The organism is Xanthomonas translucens pv. cerealis, from assembly GCF_006838285.1.
In the GTDB taxonomy this organism is placed as follows: Bacteria; Pseudomonadota; Gammaproteobacteria; order Xanthomonadales; family Xanthomonadaceae; genus Xanthomonas_A; species Xanthomonas_A cerealis.
In genome coordinates, this window is the sequence record NZ_CP038228.1 from 2,053,558 (window position 1) to 2,076,410 (window position 22,853).

A 22,853-nucleotide genomic window follows, 5' to 3' on the forward strand; every position below is an offset into this window, starting at 1 on the left:
TTTCATGACGGACGACATCAATAGCGGAAATATTGGTCGCCCAATTCGGGCGGATCTTCGGGCGTACGATTTCTCAGAGTTGACTGGCGGAGGTTAACCCATTTAGGCGCGTCCAGCTTTAGGGTCGCAAAAATCCGGTCCGCCATTTCAGAGAAAGGCAACAATCGTCTTGAAAGATTAAATGCAATAACCGCCAGTATCAGTGAAAAGCAACCTCCACCGAGAAAAATCATCTTTATAATTTCCGGCGACTTTTCCTTCCAATCTAAAAGTGTCAACAACACCATGGTCGCTGTACCAAAAAAAACTATCGCCAGTATCACTTTCCATGCAACGGAGAACGAGCGCTTGTAGTGGGCAATCGTACCGGCCCAAGCATAAGGATAGATTGCAACAATACGGTCACATGGACGGGCCACAGCAAAGGCTATCCAACCTTGCTGTGTGGGCTCAACCACGGCCTCCAATTCATCTCCTTCCTGGAAGGGGAACGACCAAAAAACGCCCTCTATACGCTCCCCATCGATAGTGAACTCCACCCTGAGCACATCCTCCTTGGTTTCGTCCAAGGCGGCGCCAGTCATAGCCGCAGCCGCGCCGCTCAGGCCCATGGCGGCAGCAGCCACCGCTGTGCCCTCCATCAGCCGCTCATCGGATTGACCAAAAAAAAAGTCGATCGTGGTGCGACTTGTTTTCACGGCACTCAACTTGCCGCGCAACAAACGCGGAGCAGCGCTTATGTCTACGTTTTGCATTCTTGAATCGCTCAATGTGGATCCGATTTATTAGATGCTGCTGGTGCAGCAATACCCATAGCGCCTACGGCCTTATCGAACGCCTCCGACTGCTCTTTGCCTGTCTTGAACTTCGGATCGCTTCCACCAAAGCCGAACGCACCAGGCGCACGCACGATGCCGAAATAGTTCTGCTCGCACCATTTTTCCAGCTCATCCGGCGTCAGATACCATATCAGCGCATCGACGCCTATCAAGACCAATGTAACCTGCCAAGTACCCAGGCGCAGCATTGCCTTTCCCAACAATCGCACGCTTAGCCCGCTGCCGGCTTTTAATGCCGCCTTCTTCCCACCTTCCTTTACTAAGTAGTCTTCAAGTCCATTAAAGAAAACCACGGCTCGCTGACCACCAAAAGCTCGCTGCACCACTGGCGCGGAATGTGAAAGCGCCGTGAGAAGCTGAGAAGCACTAGCTGAGAAGTCGGCAAAAGCTTTAATAACATATGCCAACGCGAGCGCGTTTCTATTGCCAACGTACTCGTCGATCGCAGAGTAATCCAACAATAAGGAGACCCCACTCGCCGTACCACCTAAAAGTTTGCCCAATGCCTTAGTGTTCGCCACACTCCGGCTGCTTCCATTGTAAAGCTTGTCATATAACTCCTCCGTCACTTTGTTAGCAGCCAGCATATATGTCGAGGACATTGAAATGCCCGACGAAAGCAACTGCGCGTAATCCTTGCTACCTTTGTCGCTTTTAACCAAAATATTCAGGAAGTTGACCAATTCCAGTGACCCGGCGATCGCTGCCAGCCGGATCGCAGACTTGGCCTTGTCAGAAGCCTGCGCCCAGGCAGCACGTAGCACACGAGTTCCCAGTTCCTTGTTGCGCTCGGCATCGGCCAGCGCCAGCGCCATGGCGCCATTGCGAGTGGCAGGGTCCTGCCGGTATTGCTCCAGTTTTTCTTTAAAAAAACGGGCGTAAGCCGGCTCGAGTTTGGCGCGAAGATTGATGAGATTCTGGGATTCCAGCTCGGACATGAATGCGCGGGTGCTGAGGAGATGCGTCACCATGGCGCTGCCCACGGTTTCACCGTAATCCTGCAGGCGCAGCCGCTTGAGCATGTAGGTACCGACAGTCACCGCGAACCGATCGGCCCCAGTATTCTTCAACGCCTTCTCCCAGGGCGCCTTCGCCTCGGTCTTCTGGCTAAGCTCGGACATGTCCTTATAGTGGCCCACCAGCTTCTTCAGCTGCGCAGCGCCGGCCGTGAAAGCGCCCCACGCAGCCCCGATTGATGCCATTGGGGTGTCTTTCTTCTGCTCAGCGCTACGCAAGTAATTCTGGAGCTCGGGGCGTGCATCGCGCTGATTAAGCGCCATCACGCGCCAGACCAACGAACCGCGCTCTTCTGCCGCAATGTCGGCGATGAAGGCTTCGATCAATTTCCTGCCCTGCGTATCAATGGTCAGGCCATCGATCGCATCGGTAATAACGTCTCCGAACGCAATGCCGGACGGCAGATCTTCTTGATCGTAGTCCTCCAACACCGTCAGGAACAGATCGTTCTTCAACCAACGCCCCAGGACCTCGGAGCGCCGCTCCATCAACGCCATGGCAGCGTCCATGAATGCCTGCAGCTTGGCCTCGAAGGCCGCGATGGCAATCGCGTCGACGAGCGGTCTGTACTTCCCATTCCAGTCGCGTTGCGCCTGGCTCCGATTCCAAGCCAAGGCCAGCCGCTCTGTTTCGGCCAGACGATCCGGGTTATCTATCACTCGAAGACTATCGTGGAACGAGTAGCGGTACTCGATCTCGCGTTGCCGCGCCTCATCGAACGGCTGATTACGCGCGATGCTGCTGCTTCTTCCAGATTTGTAGGCCTGCCAATCGATCTCACCTTGCCGGTAGCGTTCCATCAACGCGCGCTCATCAGCCGCGATCTTCTGCTCGTCGCTTTGCAGGCTACTCTCGGCCCATTCGTTCCCCTCTTCGATTTGACGCCGTGCCTCATCTTGACTCGCCTGGCGCATTTTTCCAGCCATGACAGCGGCATGTTGCTGCAACAGCAACTCGATCGAGCGAAACTGCTCGATCGCGCCGACTTGCATGTCTCGCTCGATGTAATAACGTGCGATATGCCCGACGACATCGTGGCGAAAGCCATTGAGTTCGTGTGCGACGCCGACAGGGTCCCAAAGGGCAAGCATCATTGGCGTGCCGGGGTCTTTGCTGCCTGGCTTGACACTGGCAGCTTTCATCGTCTGGAAATCCGCCTTCAAGGACAGATCCGATTCCCCATCCCCTAGCGCACGTTGATTGCGCAACGACCAAGGGTAGCGCGTCGAGTTGCTGGCTAGTACGGCGGCCCTATAGTCGCCGCTGTCTGTACTGATGGGCTTAGGCGCCCGGAAGTAGGGAAAGAGCGGATGATCCCCTACCGGTTGAGCGAAGGTGGCGTACTCCATTGCCATCTTCAGGTCGTCCGCCTTCGATAGCGGAAGAATGTCCTGCTGCCGTGTCGGCGAGCTCACCCAGGAGGCCGGTTCAATACACTGCATGCGATCCGCACGCTGCTTAGTGTCCCCCGCATACCTATCGAGGGTTGCAGGTGTCCAAGGATCATTAGAAAAGGCGATCCACACCTTGCAGCACTGCTGGGGCTTTGGAATAACAATGAAACGGGTGCGACGATAGTCGTGTCCTTCCCGCTTACAGGGAGGTAAACCGCCCCCGACTATCGGTTGCGCGCTTTGTGCGGAGGGCTGAAGACGCATCTCGCCATTCTGCGCGACTGCATAAGCCTGCCAAAAATTTTTGCCAAAAGGCCCGCTCTCGTAGAACACATACAGCATGCCCTGCCGCAGCACTCGCAGCCCATAGGAATAGCCCGCCTGACCGATGCTCTCACTACATGCACGCCCATCTTTGACGGGATACGCAATGCAATCTTGAGGAAGCACGGCATAGCGAACCGGCATGATCGCCAGCCCCGTCATGCGACAGGCGTCGCAAAGGTCCTTGGAGCTGTCATCTGGCTTGACAGAAACGACGGGCAGGTCTGTTAGTGGCTTGCCGTCACCGCCAACGCCAGGGAAACCCACCGTCGGGCTTTCCCAACCGCCGCTTGGGGACGGCGAGCTCTGCGGCGGCGCTTTGCTGGGCTTCTGGTCATCCATGCTAGTCACCTTCCATTTTTATTAACCGTGATTAACGAAATCGAACGCCGATCTCGAATATCCGCCCAGTGTTCTTCGCTGAAACCCTGCATTAAATAAGCATACCCTTCTTCAGCGCTTAGCCGACGCAGGACCTGCTGGACGCTGGTATCCGCATGGAAGCCTGGGCCATATTTTATTGCGTGATAGGCAAAAAGGTCGAGGTCGATGCTGTCATCAATACCGAGAGCTGGCACGGTTGCGACCATCGTTCGCCGTGCGCTAGTCAGCTGAGCGAACTCAGGGATCACGCCTTCTTTTCCAAGACGTATCCAGGACTGATTAATTGACCCAACGTATTCCAAACCATCCCATTGCTCGTTCGACAGAGTTGCACCAGTCATTTGTCCAGATGCTTCTGGGGCAGACAGAGCTCGCAATTCCACATATCGATCGACATACAACCATGATCCCATTTCTTGATCCGAGAGCAGCCTTTGCGTCGGAGTAAGCAGGTCCCAATACAAGTCGATAACGCAAGGATCGTAGAACCGCAGCCACCTGCGCTTCCGCTGAGGATTTCTTTGAATTGCGTTTTTCGCGATTCGGCGTGACAACTCTCGCGGATCACGCTCGCCAAGGATCCATGCACATACCTGATTCGGGCGCCCCGACTGTAGCGATTCCCATTGAACTTCGCGCTGCGCTGCCTCCATCGCTAGTGCAGATATCCAAGCATCGTGCCCCTTGGCTATATCCAAAACCACAAGATACGGCCAATCGCTCTTCGGCATGGGTGCAAGATTGACTGGCACCACTTCGTTCCGCGAATTGTCAAGGGCTTGCTGCAACTTCGCCGCGCCCTCAGATATCTGCGCACTCGATTGCATCAAGACACAGCATCGAGAAACACCGGCACTGCGCGCAATGCAATGCAGCTTCTCCGAAAGCGCTTCCACTTGTTTATCACGCTCGGACAGCATAGCTTTCTGTTCTCATGAGAGCTTAGTCCACGTTTACAACAGCGTCGTGTCGGGCGGCGCCTTGTGTCAGTTGCTGCTCACAGCCCTTGAAATTGCCTTTCGGGATTTCAGTCGAAACGCTACCACCCTGCGGCCCCGTCCACACCCGATGTCCGCCCTTGAACTCGATCGTCCCCGGCGCGCCCAGTTCGATGTCGTCGCCGTCCAGCTTGATGTAGGCGCCGGCCGCCGTGGCCAGCAGGTGCTTGGTCGGCGCGGCGAGCTGGACGTCGGCGGTGGTGCTGACGATCCTGACCTGGGTCTTGGCTGCGAGCTTGGCGTGGTTCCTGTGCGCGCGGGCGCTGAGCGTGCCTTGCGCGGCGTGCAGGGCGATGCCGCGTTCCTGGTTGGGGCTGCCGGCGACCGGGTCGCTGCCCTGGGTGTACAGCACCAGACCCCCGGCCACCGCCAGCACCAGCTGCGCCTGACTGGCCCAGTTCAATGCGGTGCCGGCCAGCAGCGCGGTCTGCGTCCCCGACACCCACACCTGGTCGGCCGGGGTCAGGCTCATCACGCCCGCGCTGCCGCTGCCCAGCAGCGCCGGGCGGCTCCAGCCCGGCGCCTGGCCGTCGCCGCCCTGGAGCTGGCTGGCGGCGCTGCCGCTCTGGGTCGCCTTGAGGCTGGCCTGCAGCGTCTTGAGCCCGTCCTGCGCCGGCAGCGTGGCCGCCTCGTTCGGCAACTGCGCCTGCTGCTGCCGGGCCGCATCGGCCAGCGCCTGCAGCAGCTGTTCGCCCTGTTCCAGCTGCGACAGCGCCTGGCTGGCCGCCAGCTGCTGCTGGCCCGGCTCGCTGCTCAGCAGCAGGCCCTGGCCGGCGCGCACCGCGCCGTACGCCTGCGTGGACAGGTCCGCCCCGAACCCGCGCTCGCCTTCGCGCAGGTTGTCGCGGCCGCCCTTCAGGTGGCCCAGGGTCAAGGTGCTGGCGTGCTGGGTGGTCGACAGCTGCGCGCGGCCCTGGCCGGGCGTGTCGTCCAGCCGCAGCTGCTGGTAGCCGCCGGCGCCGTCCTGGCTCTGCGCCAGCGCCTGGCTCTTGAACCCGGTGAACACCGCGCCGTGCGCGTTGCCCTGGAACCACGCCGGCGCATTGCCGGTGGCCCCGGCCCCGCCGCCGCCGACCTGGTTGTGCGCCGCGTCGTCCTGGCCGCGCCCGTTGTACACGCTGCCGATCACCACCGGCCGGTCGATGTCCCCTTCCAGGAACCCCACCAGCACTTCCTGGCCCTTGCGCGGCAGCACCACGCCACCCCAGTTGTCCCCGGCCCACGGCGTCATCACCCGCACCCAGGTCCACGCCGAGGCGCTGCCCGGCGCGTTGTCCTCGCCGGCCGGGTGCGCCAGCGCGCTGCTGGCGTCGGCCCCGCGCTGGAACGGGAACTGCACCTTGATCCGGTGGTCGCGGTCGGACTGCACCGGGTCGCCGTCGCTGACCACGATCGCGCTCAGCGTGCCGCTCACCGTCGGCTTGGGATGCAGGCGCAGGCCATGGCCGTCCTCGGTCTGCGGCCGGTACGTCGCCGTGGCCGGCAACGCGGTGAAGTGGTTGCGATAGAACTCCACTTCAGCGTCGTCTTGCGGCGGCGCATCGCCGCCGCTCAGGCCTGCCAGCGCCGGCGGCAGCGGCGCGCCGGCCACCGCCACCGCGCCCAGCGACTGCTCCAGCGCGTCGAATACGTCCGCGCCCAGGTTGTTGCGCGCCTGGTGCCGCACCTGCAGGCACAGGAACGCCGCATCGGCCGCCACGCCCCCATGCTGGCTCAGCGCGAAGCGCGTGCCCGGCGCCAGTTGCCGCCAGGTTCCCTGGCCCTCGATGGTCTGCGCCGCCACCTGCTGCGCATCGAGCTGCTGCTGCGCGCGGCGCTGGCCGCGCGTGCTGTCCTGCCAGGCGTACGGGCCGGCGGTGTCCACGTCAGCGGCGTCGATGTCGCCCAGCGGCGTGGCTTCGGCGCCGGCCGGGCTGCGAGCGCTGACGGCACTGCAATATATTGGCCCCATGCAACTATTTGTAGAGGCTTTTATAGGATTCCCATAAATCCCCCAAGAAACTCTTGTCGGGCTTGGTCTCAATCTTCTGCATCGGACGGCGGTTCATATAATGCTTGGATGCCGCGAACGAACCGTACGCACCCTCAAGGCTGCTCTCTGCCATGCTGTCGTGTACATATTTAAGAAATCCACCATACAGCGCCTCGACCTCTGGCAGTCGCTTACCTGGGTTGTTCCATATCCAATAAAGCGCTTGGCCTTGCGGATCGGTGACAAAGATATTGGAGGCGACCTCTCCGTCGATCTGTTTCTTTGCCTGTTCCATATTAAAGGTATCGACCGAACGCGCGTTGCGTTCAAGGTACCTCAGTTCGGCCGCGAGCTTGTCGTACCGGCCTTTGGCGGCGGGATATTTCGGGGCACCCAACAACCAGGAGCCTGTCTGCTCGTTGGCGGTCTTTGCGAACTGTTCGTACCACATCCGCAGCCACTGGATGTAGATAATTATATGTCCCTTCATCTGCCCCTGAATGTCCTTGGGCAGCGTGCGCACCACCAGCTGCTCCGGCGGCACGTAGCACTGGCTTTCCTGCTCGGCGGTGCGTTGGCCGGGCTTGGTGTAGGTGCAGACGTATGGCAGATTCAAGCGAATTACCGCTGGGCTGATTTCTTTTACATCCTCCACAAGCGCAGTAACGGCTCGTCTGTATTTGCGCTGGAATTCGTCAATTTCAGGAGTCGATGTCAGTTGCGAATGCAGCGCCGGGTTAAGTCCTCTCAACTCTGTCAAACTAGGCATCGGAATGCCAGCTCCGTAAGCCCGGTTGTACATCATCTCTACCGGGTAACGTGCAAGTCCATCCAGCACACCCGCTTCCTCGGCTTCGGCACCTCCCCCCACATCCACCTGGCTACCGGGAAAAAGCAGCTCCTGCCGGTTGCCCGTGGCGCTGGCAGTACCTCCGATAATCGTCAATGGCTTATAGAAGCGCAGTTCATGCGCCGCCGCATAATGCACGCAGCGTTCGACCTCGGGCAGCAACTTCATCTCCGACGACACCTTGTTACTGAGCGGGATGAATCCGGTCAGCAGGTTGTCGTCGTAGCGGTTCGTCACGCAATCGAACAGGCCCATAAAGCGGATCTTGACCTCGACCGCTTGGTAGCGACCACTCGCGCAAATGTCGTCGATCAGCAGCTTGCTGAACGCAAGCGCGATCCCGCCGCCCATGTCGTAGCCAAAGATCGCCACGTTGACCCTGTGCACCGGCAGCTTGGCCTTGGCCAGTGCGAACGCGGCCTTGAAATCGGTCTCGGCCGACTTCAGGCGCGTATCCACGCCTGTGTTGAACAGCGCCGCACCGAGGGTCGAGTCGCGGATCAGTCCGACGCTTTCGGCTCCATAGCCAGCGGTATTCTTGGCCACGGCCGCGCCAGCATCCTTGGCTGCGCGCCACGGGTGCCTGACTACGTCCTTCCAGAGCCCACGCCATTCCTTGCGCAATTTTTTCCAGCCTTCCTTAGCTACAGTGGTAACGGGCTTCTGGGCCGTCTTGACGATCTGCTTCGCTTGCTTCTTGACGCGATCTATCGTCCAGGCCGCACGATTCGCGTAGGACTTGTCACGCAGCCGTTCGCTTTCCTTCCAGGCATCCGTCACCGCGCCCTTGGCGGTATCCTTCGGTGCGGAGATGACCTTATCCTCGATCTCCTTGCCGGCCTTATCGCCCAGGGCGGCTGCAAGTGCGGCGTTCTCTGGATCGAACTCTGCGCCAAGACCAGGGTAGTAAAAGCGACGTGCACCTTTGTCAACATCATCTATTAAAGCGGCGTATAACTTAGCTATATTGCTTGCCGGTCCGGATTTATCGCTATATCCGAAACCATCAAAGAAAAAACTTAACCAAAGCACCTGCTGACAGGCCGGACATCTCTGTTCAGCCTGGACTTTTGCGCGATCAAGAAATGCGTGCTTTTGGTCTGCATCTTTACTTTCCTTTCTCACTTGACTCACTTGGAATCTCCTTTTCCATCGGACGTTGCGGGCAACTCCTCTGCCCCCATATCATCCACCCATTGCAAAGACGCAGTTCCATCTTTCCGAAAATAGACTCTGAAATACCGAGAATTTCTTGATTCCGGCTGAGGTATGGTTACCTTTGTAGTGTACTCCTTAGCTTTTTTTCCAGCATCAAATTCCTCCACCGACTGCACGAAAGACCATTGTAAATTGACGGTCTTTCCAGGCGTTACTTTACAGCCACAGGAGAATGCGCCGCCACCACCCCAATCACCCGTGTCTTTGCCACGCCCTGAAGGATTACCAAAACATCCCGCCTTTGACTCATTATCAAGCCAGAACTCATAAATCTGCTTTTCATATTCATTGTAACCGGTGACGCACACCGTTCTCGACTGCGAGAAACCGTCTCTGCAACCGCCCAGCAAGAAGATAAACGCCACCATCAAAAATCTAAGAATTCTCATAGGTACCTCAAAGATCATACGTCTTTAGCAATAGCACCTGCTGGCAGGCCGGGCATCTCTGTTCAGCCTCGACTTTTGCGCGATCAAGAAATGCGCGCTTTTGGTCTGGATCTTTACTTTCTTTTTCCACCTGACTCACCTGGAATCTCCTTTTCCATCGGACGTTGCGGGCAACTCTTCTGCCCCCATATCATCAACCCACTGTAGCGAAGCGGTTCCATTCTTACGCAGGTACACCCTGAAGTAGCGAGAGCCATACGATTGCGGATGCGGGATTTTAACCCGTATTGTGTGCTCTTCTGGCTTAATGCCAGCGTCGTACTCAGATTTTGTCCTTTCAAATCGCCAATATAATTCAACCGCCCTGCCGGGCGTAACATTACAGCCGCATGAAAACTTACCTCCACCACCCCACACTCTCCCTTGCTCTCTCGCTGGAGGATTCCCAAAGCATCCAGATTTAGATTCACTATCAAGCCAGAATTCATGAATATGTCGGTCATACTCATTATAGCCAGAGACACAAACCGTTCTAGACTGAGAAAAACCATCCTTGCAACCGCACAGCAAGAAGATAAACGCCACCATCAAAAATCTAAGCATGCTCATAGGTACCTCAAAGATCCTACTTCTTTAGCAATAGATGGGGTTGGGGGAAGCTCATCCGCGCCCATGTCGTCTACCCATTGTAGCGAAGCAGTTCCATTCTTGCGCAGGTACACCCTAAAGTAGCGAGAACCATACGATTGCGGATGCGGGATTTTAACCCGTATTGTGTGCTCTTCCGGCTTAATTCCAGCGTCGTACTCAGATTTGGTCCTTTCAAATCGCCAATATAAGTCAACCTCCTTGTCGGGCGTAACATTACAGCCACAGGAGAATGCTCCACCACCACCCCAGGGATTTCCGTCTTTACGTCCAGGAGGATTCCCAAAACATCCAGATTTAGATTCACTATCAAGCCAGAACTCATGAATATGTCGGTCATACTCATTGTAGCCAGTGACACATACAGTTCTAGACTGAGAAAAACCATCCTTGCAACCGCCCAGAAAGAAGATAAACGCCACCATCAAAAATCTAAGCATGCTCATAGGTACCTCAAAGATCCTACTTCTTTACCAATAGATGGGGTTGGAGGAAGCTCATCCGCGCCCATGTCGTCCACCCATTGCAAAGACGCCGTTCCATCCTTCCGAAAATAGACCCTAAAATAACGAGAATTCCTTGATTCCGGCTGAGGGATGGTTACCTTTGTAGTGTACTCCTTAGCTTTTTTCCCGGCGTCAAACTCATCTACAGACTGCACAAAAGACCATTGCAAATTAACAGTCTTTCCAGGCGTGACATTACATCCGCAAGAAAATTTCCCGCCGCCTCCCCAATGGCTTCCTTCCGACCTACCTGGCGGATTGCCAAAGCACCCCGCCTTTGATTCATTATCCAGCCAAAACTCATAGATCTGCTTTTCGTACTCATTATATCCAGTCACGCACACCGTTCTCGACTGCGCTGTACCGCCCGTGCATCCGACAAGCAGCGCGCATAAGGCAAGGCATGGAAGCCTGAGCGCCTGCAGCGATGTGCCAGCGCGCCGAAGGCGTGGAACCACCTCGCCATCGGCGGATCGGGCGGCACCTTGGGATGCATGGCTTCTCATGGCAGGCGCTCTTGCATGCTCGCCGCGTCATAGGCCCAGTCGAACAGTTCCTCGCAGAGCGCGTCGTCATCGGCGCAGTGATCGTGCACGATGGAGGACAGCTGTGCGTGCCAGCTGTCATCGATATCCCGGTGCACCACCGCCGTGCAGCAGCGATAGAGCAGTGGTTCCGCTTCCAGCCCCGCCTCCAGCAGCACGTCCTGCATCACGGACAGTTTCTTCCACGTCTGGAAGGGATCGGCATCGACCGGCAGCGTGCCGTGGCGCTTCAGCTCTGCGGCAATGCGATCCAGCCGGCCGAGCGCGTCCAGCCGTTGCAGCTCGGGTGCGGTGAGCGCAAGGCGCGCGGCGGGCCGGCCGGGCCTGCGTTCCGGCGAGGGACGCAGTTCCAGTGGGGCGGCGTCGCGACCGATGCAGACCCATGCATCGGCGCAGGACAGGAAGGCATCCAGCTTGCTGGCCTCCACCGCCCTGGGTAGCGCCTGCAGCACTGCCGCATCGTAATAGCGGAGCAATCCCTTCTTGCCGCCGGGCAGCGATACCTCGGCGCGTTTCGCCAATGCCTGGGCCAGTTGGGCGATGGGCAGCGCACTGGAAAGTGCGACGAAGGCGAACGGCCTGCGCGGCAAATGCCTGTTCAACAACGCATCGACCCAGGCGGCCTCGTAGTCCATCAGCAGCGCGCACACCGATGGATCGACGCTTTCGGGTTGATCTCGCAGCACATTGTGGACGCGCTGCTCGCCGATCATCTCCTTCCACGGCATCGCATTGATGGGCAACTGCGCGGCATCCAGCAGCAGGAACGCCCCGGCGCCCTCACGGTGGCGATGGGGGGCGAGGAAGGTTGACCACGATTCGAAGAGCGGATGCATGACCGATCACCCGCGGGACGCGACGGCTTCGTGCCGGGTTGCAAGATCGCGCATGCATTCCAGGCATACCGGCTTGTCCGCCGAGGGCAGCTGCACGCGGGTGCTGCTGCCCTGCGGCCCCGTCCACACCCGATGCCCGCCCTTGAACTCGATCGTCCCCGGCGCGCCCAGTTCGATGTTGTCGCCGTCCAGCTTGATGTAGGCGCCGGCGGCCGTGGCCAGCAGGTGCTTGGTCGGCGCGGCGAGCTGGACGTCGGCGGTGGTGCTGACGATCCTGACCTGGGTCTTGGCTGCGATCCTGGCCTGGTTCCTGTGCGCGCGGGCGCTGAGCGTGCCTTGCGCGGCGTGCAGGGCGATGCCGCGTTCCTGGTTGGGGCTGCCGGCGACCGGGTCGCTGCCCTGGGTGTACAGCACCAGACCCCCGGCCACCGCCAGCACCAGCTGCGCCTGACTGGCCCAGTTCAGCGCGGTGCCGGCCAGCAGCGTGGTCTGCGTCCCCGACACCCACACCTGGTCGGCCGGGGTCAGGCTCATCACGCCCGCGCTGCCGCTGCCCAGCAGCGCCGGGCGGCTCCAGCCCGGCGCCTGGCCGTCGCCGCCCGGGAGCTGGCCGGCGGCGCTGCCGCTCTGGGTCGCCTTGAGGCTGGCCTGCAGGGTCTTGAGCCCGTCCTGCGCCGGCAGCGTGGCCGCCTCGTTCGGCAACTGCGCCTGCTGCTGCCGGGCCGCATCGGCCAGCGCCTGCAGCAGCTGTTCGCCCTGTTCCAGCTGCGACAGCGCCTGGCTGGCCGCCACAACTGCTGCTGGCCCGGCTCGCTGCTCAGCAGCAGGCCCTGGCCGGCGCGCACCGCGCCGTACGCCTGCGTGGACAGGTCCACCCCGAACCCGCGCTCGCCTTCGCGCAGGTTGTCGCGGCCGCCCTTCAGGTGGCCCAGGGTCAAGGTGCTGGCGTGCTGGGTGGTCGACAGCTGCGCGCGGCCCTGGCCGGGCGTGTCGTCCAGCCGCAGCTGCTGGTAGCCGCCGGCGCCGTCCTGGCTCTGCGCCAGCGCCTGGCTCTTGAACCCGGTGAACACCGCGCCGTGCGCGTTGCCCTGGAACCACGCCGGCGCATTGCCGGTGGCCCCGGCCCCGCCGCCGCCGACCTGGTTGTGCGCCGCGTCGGCCTGGCCGCGCCCGTTGTACACGCTGCCGATCACCACCGGCCGGTCGATGTCCCCTTCCAGGAACCCCACCAGCACTTCCTGGCCCTTGCGCGGCAGCACCACCCCGCCCCAGTTGTCCCCGGCCCACGGCGTCATCACCCGCACCCAGGTCCACGCCGAGGCGCTGCCCGGCGCGTTGTCCTCGCCCCCGGGTGCGCCAGCGCGTTGCTGGCGTCGGCCCCGCGCTGGAACGGGAACTGCACCTTGATCCGGTGGTCGCGGTCGGACTGCACCGGGTCGCCGTCGCTAACCACGATCGCGCTCAACGTGCCGGAGACCGTCGGCTTGGGATGCAGGCGCAGGCCATGGCCGTCCTCGGTCTGCGGCCGGTACGTCGCCGTGGCCGGCAACGCGGTGAAGTGGTTGCGGTAGAACTCCACCGACGCATCGTCTTGCGGCGGCGCATAACCGGCGCCCAGGCCCGCCAGCGCCGACGGCAGCGGCGCGCCGGCCACCGCCACCGCGCCCAGCGACTGCTCCAGCGCGTCGAATACGTCCGCGCCCAGGTTGTTGCGTGCCTGGTGCCGCACTTGCAGGCACAGGAACGCCGCATCGGCCGCCACGCCGGCATGTTGGCGCAGCCCGAAACGCGTGCCCGGCGCCAGTTGCCGCCAGGTCCCCTGGCCCTCGATGGTCTGCGCCGCCACCTGCTGCGCATCGAGCTGCTGCTGCGCGCGGCGCTGGCCGCGCGTGCTGTCCTGCCAACCATACGGGCCGGCGGTGTCCACGTCAGCGGCGTCGATGTCGCCCAGCGGCGTGGCTTCGGCGCCGGCCGGGCGCAGGCTCAGGCTGCGGTAGTCCCAGCTGGCCCGCGACAGCGTGGCGGTGCGCCAGCGCCGTGCCGGCGACCACTGCTGCACGCTGTCCTGCTGCTCGGTCACGTCGTGGCGGTGGTAGCGCACCGTGCCCAGCGCGGCGAAGGCGGCGTTGTGGTCCGACAGCACCAGCGTGTGCGTGCCGCGCGTGTCGCTGTCGGCTGCGCCGGTGTGCTCGAACCAATAGGCGATGCCTTCCTCGGCGATACGCTCACGCATCGCCGCCTGCGCCCCCTCGGTCATCGACGTCCACAGATACGAGCCGGCATCGGCCACACTCTGCGATTCGTCGATATTGGCCATGCCATCAGCTGTGCGCGACAGCGCCAACCAGGCCGCAACGCGCGCCATGTCACTTCTTGCCCCAGTCCTTGAACTGCGACGCCAGATCCGTTGGCGCGTCCGGCGGCGTTCTGATGCCTCTCGCCTTGCGCATCGCATAGGTCATCAAGCCAGGAACGGTGGTCACGAACTCGCCGATCGACTTGGGGACCGGCCAGATGTTCGGATCGTTCGGTTCGACCCTGCACTCGGCTTCCACCTCCGGCGGGAACACCGGCTGCTTGCAGCTCTTGAACACCAGCCAGCGCACCACGGTGAAGGTGCCGATGAAGGGCGACAGCAGCACGCGCTTGAACGGGGTCGTGGCGTTGGTGAAGCCGACCGCCGAGATCAGGCAGTTCTTCCAGGTCGGGGCAACGGACAGTTCGACATACTTGTCCAGCGGATGCTCGGCGACAGCCTCCGGGCCTTCTTCCATGTAGCGACGGATGAACTCCCACATCTCCTTGACCGGCTCGTCGCGCTCGGCGCAATGGCCCAGTGCGAAGGTGTCCTTGACGATCGTGCCGTCGAGAATCTCGCCGCGGATGTCGCGCAGGAACTTCATGTCGGTACCGCGGCCGATGTGGAAGAAGACCTCGTCCCACGGAACGATCAACAGGCCGCCGTCGCGTTTTTCGCGGAAGACGTAGATTTTGCGGGTTTTGCGGTTGAAGCGGATTGGGTAGTAAACAAAGCAGAAGAATTCGTGCTTAAGGAAAAGCGCATACAACCCAAAGCCTGCAAGTAACGGAAATAGGGATGAAATTCCTATAGCCACGCTACCGCGCCCTCCTTCCGTCATTTTCATCAGAAGAAAAATGAAAAATCCCATGAACCCTAAGAGGCAAATAAAAACCATGGACATATTCAACATGCCACGATACAGAAACCTTCGATCAACCCAATCAATGTAAGTTGAGTTAATTGCGATAAGACCTAACCGCTGAGAAGCAATTGAACTGCCCGAACTTCTGTTTGGAAGCTCCCTACCTGAATCGTCTTTCTGCAATTCAATATCTTTTGGAAAACGCTTTATCCAGCCCGTATACATTTCTACCCCTTACTCAGACTTTCAAGAGAAATTTGCTGCTGCACAAGCCCCTTAAAAGCGGACTCCCCACCTCCCCCTTGGTCAACCAAGCCATATTGGGTATCGACCAACCAATCCTGAAGGGCATTTGGTTTTAGCCAATAAACGACAGCCATAATAGCGGCAATTAACAAGCCAATGATTAAACCTATCCCAGCAGTAGCCGTAAAAATCAACATAAATGCAGCAAATACAGATGCAACCCCAAGTCCTATTAGAAGCACTCCAATAAAAGGATGTTTTTTATACGTCTCAACACCATCCTTCATCGCCAACACCCCCCCAATCACCCCACCAGCCACGCCCATCAGCTTTCCAGCTCCAGTAAACCAGCTCGCCCGCGACTCAATCACCACCGCCTGGAACCTGAACTGCCAACTCAACCGGGTCTGGCCCCAGGGTGTCTTCTCCAGGACCATGCCCGTCGTTTCAGTCAGGCCACCGACCAGTCCGATCACCCCGCCGGCCATGTTGACCCGTTCGCTCCACACCTTGTCGTCCTCGGCCTTCATCAGTTTGCCGTACGACAGGTACAACGTGATCGAGGACAGGATCGCCTGCGCCACCGCCACCTTGACCTCCACGCTCGCGATCTTGCCCACGGTGTCCTGCATCAGCGTGTCGAACTGCTGGGCGCTCAGCACGTCCGCCATCCCGGCCTTCAACGCAGCGCCGCTCTTGCCCTGCAGCTGCGCGACCTTCGATTCGTCGATCAGCATCACCGCCCGGAACGGGTAGCGTTCGGCGGTGTCCATCACCGGCCGCAGCGTCGGCCTCACCGCACCGCGCAGTGCGCCCTGCTGGCCGCCGCCCAACGACGCCACCAGGTTCGCCAGCAGCTTGGTGGCCTCGCTCAAGGTCCGCGTGCCGCGCAGATCGATCATCCGCAGGGTCGGATTCTCCGAGCGCGCCACCGCGCCCAGCAGCCCCAGTTGCCACTTCGATGGCAAGCCGAGTGCGGCGAACGTGGCGCCGCTGTCCAAGGCCTTGCCCAGTTCGTGCACGATCGGCCCGCTCAACTGGTACATCAGCCTGGCGATGCCATCGGTGTACGGCTTGGTCAGCTCTCCCTTGGCACCGGCGACCAGCACGTCCTTGAATTTGTCGTGGAATTTCTCGACAAATTCGGGCAGGAACGGGTCCGCCTCGCTGCCTTTCTTTGCCGCATCGTTCCATGTCGCCTGGATCAATGGCGCGTAATTCAGGTTCAATGCGCGCGTCACCCAGGATTCGGGTTTGGCCGCACCGCGCACCATGTCACTTCTTGCCCCAGTCCTTGAACTGCGACGCCAGATCCGTTGGCGCGTCCGGTGGCGTTCTGATGCCTTGCGCCTTGCGCATCGCATAGGTCATCAAGCCAGGAACGGTGGTCACGAACTCGCCGATCGACTTGGGGACCGGCCAGATGTTCGGATCGTTCGGTTCGACCTTGCACTCGGCTTCCACCTCCGGTGGGAACACCGGCTGCTTGCAGCTCTTGAACACCAGCCAGCGCACCACGGCGAAGGTGACGATGAACGGCGAGAGCAACGCACGCTTGAACGGCGTGTCCGCATTGGTGAAGCCAACCGCCGAGATCAGGCAGTTTTTCCAGGTCGGGGCAACGGACAGTTCGACATACTTGTCCAGCGGATGCTCGGCCACGGCCTCCGGGCCTTCTTCCATGTAGCGACGGATGAACTCCCACATCTCCTTGACCGGCTCGTCTCGCTCGGCGCAGTGGCCTAGCGCGAAGGTGTCCTTGACGATAGTACCGTCGAGAATCTCGCCACGGATATCGCGCAGGAACTTCATGTCGGTGCCGCGGCCGATGTGGAAGAAGACCTTGTCCCACGGAACGATCAGCAGGCCGCCGTCACGTTCTTCGCGGAAGACGTAAACCTTGCGGGTTTTGCGGTTGAAGCGGATTGGGTAGTAAATAAATTTAAAAAATTCATACCTAGGTAAGGCCCAGTATAAAACCGCCCCACACAGAAGCGCAAAAAGAACTAGAAACTTCAAACCCCATTTAGCCCCCTCAGTAAAGTCGCCAAAAAAATACTCAAAACAAAGAAATAATGCAATTCCAATAAATCCAATCGCCCCAATGGATACAAATGAGGTATTCAACATTCCGCGATAAAGGAAACGCCTATCGACCCAGTCAATGTATGACGAGTTTATATTTATCAATCCAAGCCGCTGAGAAGGAATTGTATTTTCCTGCATATCCCGCAGAAGAGCCGAAGATTTTTCCCCCTCCTCCAAAGGCCTGTCAACTCTAAAAGGTCTCGACCATCCAGTAAACATTTGACCACCTAAGATTTAGCGATATTTTCCAATGCAATCTGCTGCTGCGCCAAACCTTTGAAACCATTCTTCTCTCCACCCCCATCACTCCTCCCATAAAGAGTATCTATCAAAAAATCCTGCAATGCATTTGGCTTAATTAAATATACCACAACCATAATTACTGCAACAATTAAACCAATTATTATTCCAATTCCCGTAGCGGAGGTAAGAAGCAAGAATGCGGCGACAACAGAAATAAATCCTAGCGACATAATTAAAGTTCCAATTACAGGATGCTTTGCGAGTGTCTTAAATCCATCGACGATAGCCAGCACACCGCCAATTACTCCACCAACAACTCCCATCATTTTACCTACCCCAGTAAACCAACCGGCCCGCGACTCAATCACCACCGCCTGGAACCTGAACTGCCAACTCAACCGGGTCTGGCCCCAGGGTGTCTTCTCCAGGACCATGCCCGTCGTTTCAGTCAGGCCACCGACCAGTCCGATCACCCCGCCGGCCATGTTGACCCGTTCGCTCCACACCTTGTCGTCCTCGGCCTTCATCAGTTTGCCGTACGACAGGTACAACGTGATCGAGGACAGGATCGCCTGCGCCACCGCCACCTTGACCTCCACGCTCGCGATCTTGCCCACCGTGTCCTGCATCAGCGTGTCGAACTGCTGGGCGCTCAGCACGTCCGCCATCCCGGCCTTCAACGCCGCGCCGCGCTTGCCCTGCAGCTGCGCGACCTTCGATTCGTCGATCAGCATCACCGCCCGGAACGGGTAGCGTTCGGCGGTGTCCATCACCGGCCGCAGCGTCGGCCTCACCGCACCGCGCAGTGCGCCCTCCTGGCCGCCGCCCAACGACGCCACCAGGTTCGCCAGCAGCTTGGTGGCCTCGCTCAAGGTCCGCGTGCCGCGCAGATCGATCATCCGCAGGGTCGGATTCTCCGAGCGCGCCACCGCGCCCAGCAGCCCCAGCTGCCACTTCGATGGCAGGCCGAGCGCGGCGAACGTGGCGCCGCTGTCCAAGGCCTTGCCCAGTTCGTGCACGATCGGCCCGCTCAACTGGTACATCAGCCTGGCGATGCCATCGGTGTACGGCTTGGTCAGCTCTCCCTTGGCACCGGCCACCAGCACGTCCTTGAACTTGTCGTGGAATTTCTCGACAAATTCGGGCAGGAACGGGTCGGTCTCGCTGCCTTTCTTTGCCGCATCGTTCCATGTCGCCTGGATCAATGGCGCGTAATTCAGGTTCAGTGCGCGCGTCACCCAGGATTCGGGTTTGGCCGCAACGCGCGCCATGTCACTTCTTGCCCCAGTCCTTGAACTGCGACGCCAGATCCGTTGGCGCGTCCGGCGGCGTTCTGATGCCTCTCGCCTTGCGCATCGCATAGGTCATCAAGCCAGGAACGGTGGTCACGAACTCGCCGATCGACTTGGGGACCGGCCAGATGTTCGGATCGTTCGGTTCGACCTTGCACTCGGCTTCCACCTCTGGCGGGAACACCGGCTGCTTGCAGCTCTTGAACACCAGCCAGCGCACCACGGTGAAGGTGCCGATGAAGGGCGAGAGCAGCACGCGCTTGAATGGCGTGTCCGCATTGGTGAAGCCGACCGCCGAGATCAGGCAGTTCTTCCAGGTCGGCGCCACCGACAGTTCGACATACTTGTCCATCGGATGCTCGGCCACGGCCTCCGGGCCTTCCTCCATGTAGCGACGGATGAACTCCCACATCTCCTTGACCGGCTCGTCGCGCTCGGCGCAATGGCCTAGTGCGAAGGTGTCCTTGACGATCGTGCCGTCGAGAATCTCGCCGCGGATATCGCGCAGGAACTTCATGTCGGTGCCGCGGCCGATGTGGAAGAAAACATCTTCCCAAGGGACGATCAGCAGACCGCCGTCGCAGGGTTCACGGAAGACATAAACCTTGCGGGTCTTGCGGTTAAAGCGTATTGGGTAATAAACAAAGCGGAAGAATTCGCGCCTAGGCAATATAAAGTATAGCGAAAATGCCGCCAAAGCAGGTGCCATAGACACAATTGCAAAAGTAACCGCAGGTCGCCCTCCCTTACTCGACTCGTAAAGGCAAAAAAATGAGAAAATAATAAATCCAATCATGCCAATAACATAAACTGAAGTATTTAGCATACCTCTGTACAAAAAACGCCTATCAATCCATTCAATATACGTGGAATTAATTCCAACCAATCCTAGCCGCTGGGATGGCGCGCAATCGGGCTGTAAGCCGCTCTGCAGAGATGTCGAATTCTCTTCCTCTTTCAACTCTCTATTAATTGGAAACCTTTTAACCCAGCCTGTGTACATGATTTAACCTTATTTTTATTTCGCTATGCTTTCTAAGGCGATTTGCTGTTGCGCCAATCCTCTGAATGCAGATTCAGTGCCCCCGCCTTCATCGCGAAAGCCATATTGAGTGTCAACCAACCAATCCTGAAGGGCATTTGGCTTTAACCAATACACGACAGCCATAATCACAGCGATAATTAAACCTATTATTATCCCAACTCCAGCCATGCCAACCATTAAAAGTAAAAAAGCAGCATATACGGATGCGGATCCCAGGACTATAAGCATCGCTCCGATCACAAGATGTTTTTTTACTGTTTCAATGCCATCTTTAATCGCCAACACCCCCCCAATCACCCCACCAGCCACGCCCATCAGCTTTCCAGCTCCAGTAAACCAGCTCGCCCGCGACTCAATCACCACCGCCTGGAACCTGAACTGCCAACTCAACCGGGTCTGGCCCCAGGGTGTCTTCTCCAAGACCATGCCCGTCGTTTCAGTCAGGCCACCGACCAGTCCGATCACCCCGCCGGCCATGTTGACCCGTTCGCTCCACACCTTGTCGTCCTCGGCCTTCATCAGTTTGCCGTACGACAGGTACAACGTGATCGAGGACAGGATCGCCTGCGCCACCGCCACCTTGACCTCCACGCTCGCGATCTTGCCCACCGTGTCCTGCATCAGCGTATCGAACTGCTGGGCGCTCAGCACGTCCGCCATCCCGGCCTTCAACGCAGCGCCGCGCTTGCCCTGCAGCTGCGCGACCTTCGATTCGTCGATCAGCATCACCGCCCGGAACGGGTAGCGTTCGGCGGTGTCCATCACCGGCCGCAGCGTCGGCCTCACCGCACCGCGCAGTGCGCCCTCCTGGCCGCCGCCCAACGACGCCACCAGGTTCGCCAGCAGCTTGGTGGCCTCGCTCAAGGTCCGCGTGCCGCGCAGATCGATCATCCGCAGGGTCGGATTCTCCGAGCGCGCCACCGCGCCCAGCAGCCCCAGTTGCCACTTCGATGGCAAGCCGAGTGCGGCGAACGTGGCGCCGCTGTCCAAGGCCTTGCCCAGTTCGTGCACGATCGGCCCGCTCAACTGGTACATCAGCCTGGCGATGCCATCGGTGTACGGCTTGGTCAGCTCTCCCTTGGCACCGGCGACCAGAACGTCCTTGAATTTGTCGTGGAATTTCTCGACAAATTCGGGCAGGAACGGGTCGGTCTCGCTGCCTTTCTTTGCCGCATCGTTCCATGTCGCCTGGATCAATGGCGCGTAATTCAGGTTCAATGCGCGCGTCACCCAGGATTCCGGTTTCGACGGGTCCTGTTGCAGGCTCTCGAGCAGGTAATCGAAGACAGCCCCTCTGCCGCTGGCGCTGGACAGCATCTGGGTAGCCAGCGCGGTGTAGGAGGCGCCGCTGTCCAGCGCATTGGGATCGAAGTTATGGCTCAGATAGTTCGACAATGACGTGCTTTTGAGCCACGCGATGTAGGGCGCATCCAGCTTCGCCAGCACGCTGGTGCCGAACGCTTCCAGTTGCTGGGGATACTCCTGCTCCACCACGCGCCGCTGTGCGTTCTGGTCGAAATACTGCGTGTACTTCTTCCACTCCTCCTTGCCCAGCGCAGCGGCATTGGCCTGGCTGCGCTCACGAATCCTGGCATCTTCCTGCGCACGCGCCTGATCGCGCTGCTGCTGCTTTGCGATACGCTCACGCATCGCCGCCTGCGACCCCTCGGTCATCGACGTCCACAGATACGAGCCGGCATCGGCCACACTCTGCGATTCGTCGATATTGGCCATGCCGTCGGCTGTGCGCGACATGGCCGTGTTCCAGCGCACGTCGTCTTCGACGGCGCCGTGTTGCACCGCTTCACGCAGGGCATCGATCAGCACTGCGGTTTCATGCTTCCACTTGCGTTGCGGGTCTTCGCTGAACTCGGTACTGCGCTGCAGCGCCAGACCGTTGAGTTCGATCGCCACGCCGGCCGGGTCGTCCAGCGCCACCAAGGCCGCGCGAAACGGAGACGCCGCTTGCGTTGCCCACTTGACCATCTCCGCGGCGTCGCTGCCATCGGCATAGAACGGCTGCGTGGAGAATGCCCACGCGGCGGAGGTCACGCGGCCCTTGCCGGCAAGCGCCGCTCCTGCAGCAGCCGGAAGCAGCTGCTGCAGCAATTTCGAGCTTGCCTGGCGGGCGCGCTTGGCAATCGCGTCGTTACCATTCAGTTCGCCAGCGCTTTTGAAAGGCACTGGAAGCAATTTATTGACGTATGCCTTGGTTTCGCCATGCAACTTCTCGGGCGTTGTCGCGTACTCCGCCACGCGGCTGGCGAGCTCGGAGAAATCGGCCGCGTGCTTCAGCTCGCCGCCAGCACGCCACTGGGCGATATCGATACAACGCATATGCGCTTGCCGATAGGCCGCATCCGCATTCTTTTTCAGAACGTCCGGCGTCCACGTGACATCGGAGAAGCCGAGCCATATCTTGGTCGCACGCGCCGCATCCTTGACCGTGATGCAGCGTGCGATGAAAGCATCCCCCGCCCGCGAGCAATTGAAGTTCACCTTGCCCCAACCGCCGGGAGGTACTTGCGCATCCGGATCGAACTCGAACAAGTAGCCGCCTTGCGTCACGACATAGGCGGACCACTCCTTTCGGAATTCGTCGTAGACGTAAAGATACCCCTCGCGCAATATCCGGAGCGTGTAGTCGGCGAGGTCTTTCGGCAAGGAAAACTGTTCTTTTCTCTGTTCTTTTTCGGCAACGACGAAAGGCGACGCGACACTTGGCGCCCCGCCCATTCCCTGTCGCGCCAAGGCATAGCGCAACGGGAGAACGGGCAGCCCTTTCTTGTTGCAGAACTGGCAACTGGCTTTTTGAATCTCTCCAACCGATACGTTCATAGCTTGTGTCCTTTCTT

Annotated in this window: 16 protein-coding genes and 1 pseudogene; all 17 read right to left on the minus strand. The window is 59.4% G+C overall.

Going from position 1 to position 22,853, the window contains the following annotated elements; translation table 11 throughout:
• Positions 1–17: 17 nt before the first annotated feature.
• Complete coding sequence (locus tag E4A48_RS09135; RefSeq protein ID WP_142742293.1) at positions 18–755, minus strand: putative type VI secretion system effector; 738 nt, start codon at positions 753–755, stop codon at positions 18–20.
• An 11-nt stretch (positions 756–766) separates the two neighbouring features.
• Entirely contained in the window at positions 767–3,916 is a 3,150-nt protein-coding gene (locus tag E4A48_RS09140; RefSeq protein WP_142742294.1) for a T6SS effector BTH_I2691 family protein, read from the minus strand.
• A gap of 5 nt (positions 3,917–3,921) precedes the next feature.
• Complete coding sequence (locus E4A48_RS09145) at positions 3,922–4,878, minus strand: DUF4123 domain-containing protein (RefSeq protein WP_142742295.1); 957 nt, start codon at positions 4,876–4,878, stop codon at positions 3,922–3,924.
• A 22-nt stretch (positions 4,879–4,900) separates the two neighbouring features.
• Positions 4,901–6,907, minus strand: a complete 2,007-nt coding sequence (locus E4A48_RS09150; RefSeq protein ID WP_142742296.1) for a type VI secretion system Vgr family protein — start codon at positions 6,905–6,907, stop codon at positions 4,901–4,903.
• A gap of 4 nt (positions 6,908–6,911) precedes the next feature.
• Entirely contained in the window at positions 6,912–8,912 is a 2,001-nt protein-coding gene (locus E4A48_RS09155; RefSeq protein ID WP_221887395.1) for a phospholipase effector Tle1 domain-containing protein, read from the minus strand.
• Positions 8,909–9,385, minus strand: a complete 477-nt coding sequence (locus E4A48_RS09160) for a hypothetical protein (RefSeq protein WP_260608101.1) — start codon at positions 9,383–9,385, stop codon at positions 8,909–8,911. Before E4A48_RS09160 ends, E4A48_RS09155 begins: the two co-directional genes overlap by 4 nt.
• 113 nt (positions 9,386–9,498) lie before the next feature.
• Positions 9,499–9,888 (minus strand): hypothetical protein, encoded by a 390-nt coding sequence (locus tag E4A48_RS09165; RefSeq protein WP_185910742.1) that lies wholly within the window; start codon positions 9,886–9,888, stop codon positions 9,499–9,501.
• 102 nt (positions 9,889–9,990) lie between these two features.
• Positions 9,991–10,479 (minus strand): hypothetical protein, encoded by a 489-nt coding sequence (locus E4A48_RS09170; protein ID WP_260608102.1) that lies wholly within the window; start codon positions 10,477–10,479, stop codon positions 9,991–9,993.
• Positions 10,476–10,877 carry a hypothetical protein gene (locus E4A48_RS09175; protein ID WP_260608103.1) on the minus strand — a complete coding sequence of 134 codons (402 nt, stop codon included), beginning with the start codon at positions 10,875–10,877 and terminating at the stop codon, positions 10,476–10,478. The genes E4A48_RS09170 and E4A48_RS09175 overlap by 4 nt, the downstream gene beginning before the upstream one ends.
• A gap of 164 nt (positions 10,878–11,041) precedes the next feature.
• Positions 11,042–11,920, minus strand: a complete 879-nt coding sequence (locus E4A48_RS09180; protein ID WP_142742298.1) for a DUF4123 domain-containing protein — start codon at positions 11,918–11,920, stop codon at positions 11,042–11,044.
• Between the two features lie 6 nt (positions 11,921–11,926).
• Positions 11,927–14,141 (minus strand): annotated as a pseudogene (locus tag E4A48_RS09185) (type VI secretion system Vgr family protein); the annotation flags it as partial.
• A 145-nt stretch (positions 14,142–14,286) separates the two neighbouring features.
• Complete coding sequence (locus E4A48_RS09190) at positions 14,287–15,309, minus strand: DUF6708 domain-containing protein (RefSeq protein ID WP_142742299.1); 1,023 nt, start codon at positions 15,307–15,309, stop codon at positions 14,287–14,289.
• Positions 15,310–15,311: 2 nt separating this feature from the next.
• Positions 15,312–16,604, minus strand: coding sequence for a hypothetical protein (locus tag E4A48_RS09195; RefSeq protein WP_260608104.1), 1,293 nt, complete (start codon positions 16,602–16,604; stop codon positions 15,312–15,314).
• A 1-nt stretch (position 16,605) separates the two neighbouring features.
• Positions 16,606–17,637: a DUF6708 domain-containing protein gene (locus E4A48_RS09200; protein WP_142742300.1), complete on the minus strand. Its 1,032-nt coding sequence runs from the start codon at positions 17,635–17,637 to the stop codon at positions 16,606–16,608.
• Positions 17,638–17,645: 8 nt separating this feature from the next.
• A complete protein-coding gene (locus E4A48_RS09205) occupies positions 17,646–18,932 on the minus strand; it encodes a hypothetical protein (RefSeq protein ID WP_260608105.1) in 1,287 nt (428 codons plus the stop codon).
• Between the two features lies 1 nt (position 18,933).
• Positions 18,934–19,956, minus strand: a complete 1,023-nt coding sequence (locus tag E4A48_RS09210) for a DUF6708 domain-containing protein (RefSeq protein ID WP_142742301.1) — start codon at positions 19,954–19,956, stop codon at positions 18,934–18,936.
• 15 nt (positions 19,957–19,971) lie between these two features.
• Positions 19,972–22,836 (minus strand): T6SS effector BTH_I2691 family protein, encoded by a 2,865-nt coding sequence (locus E4A48_RS09215; RefSeq protein ID WP_142742302.1) that lies wholly within the window; start codon positions 22,834–22,836, stop codon positions 19,972–19,974.
• Positions 22,837–22,853: the final 17 nt, after the last annotated feature.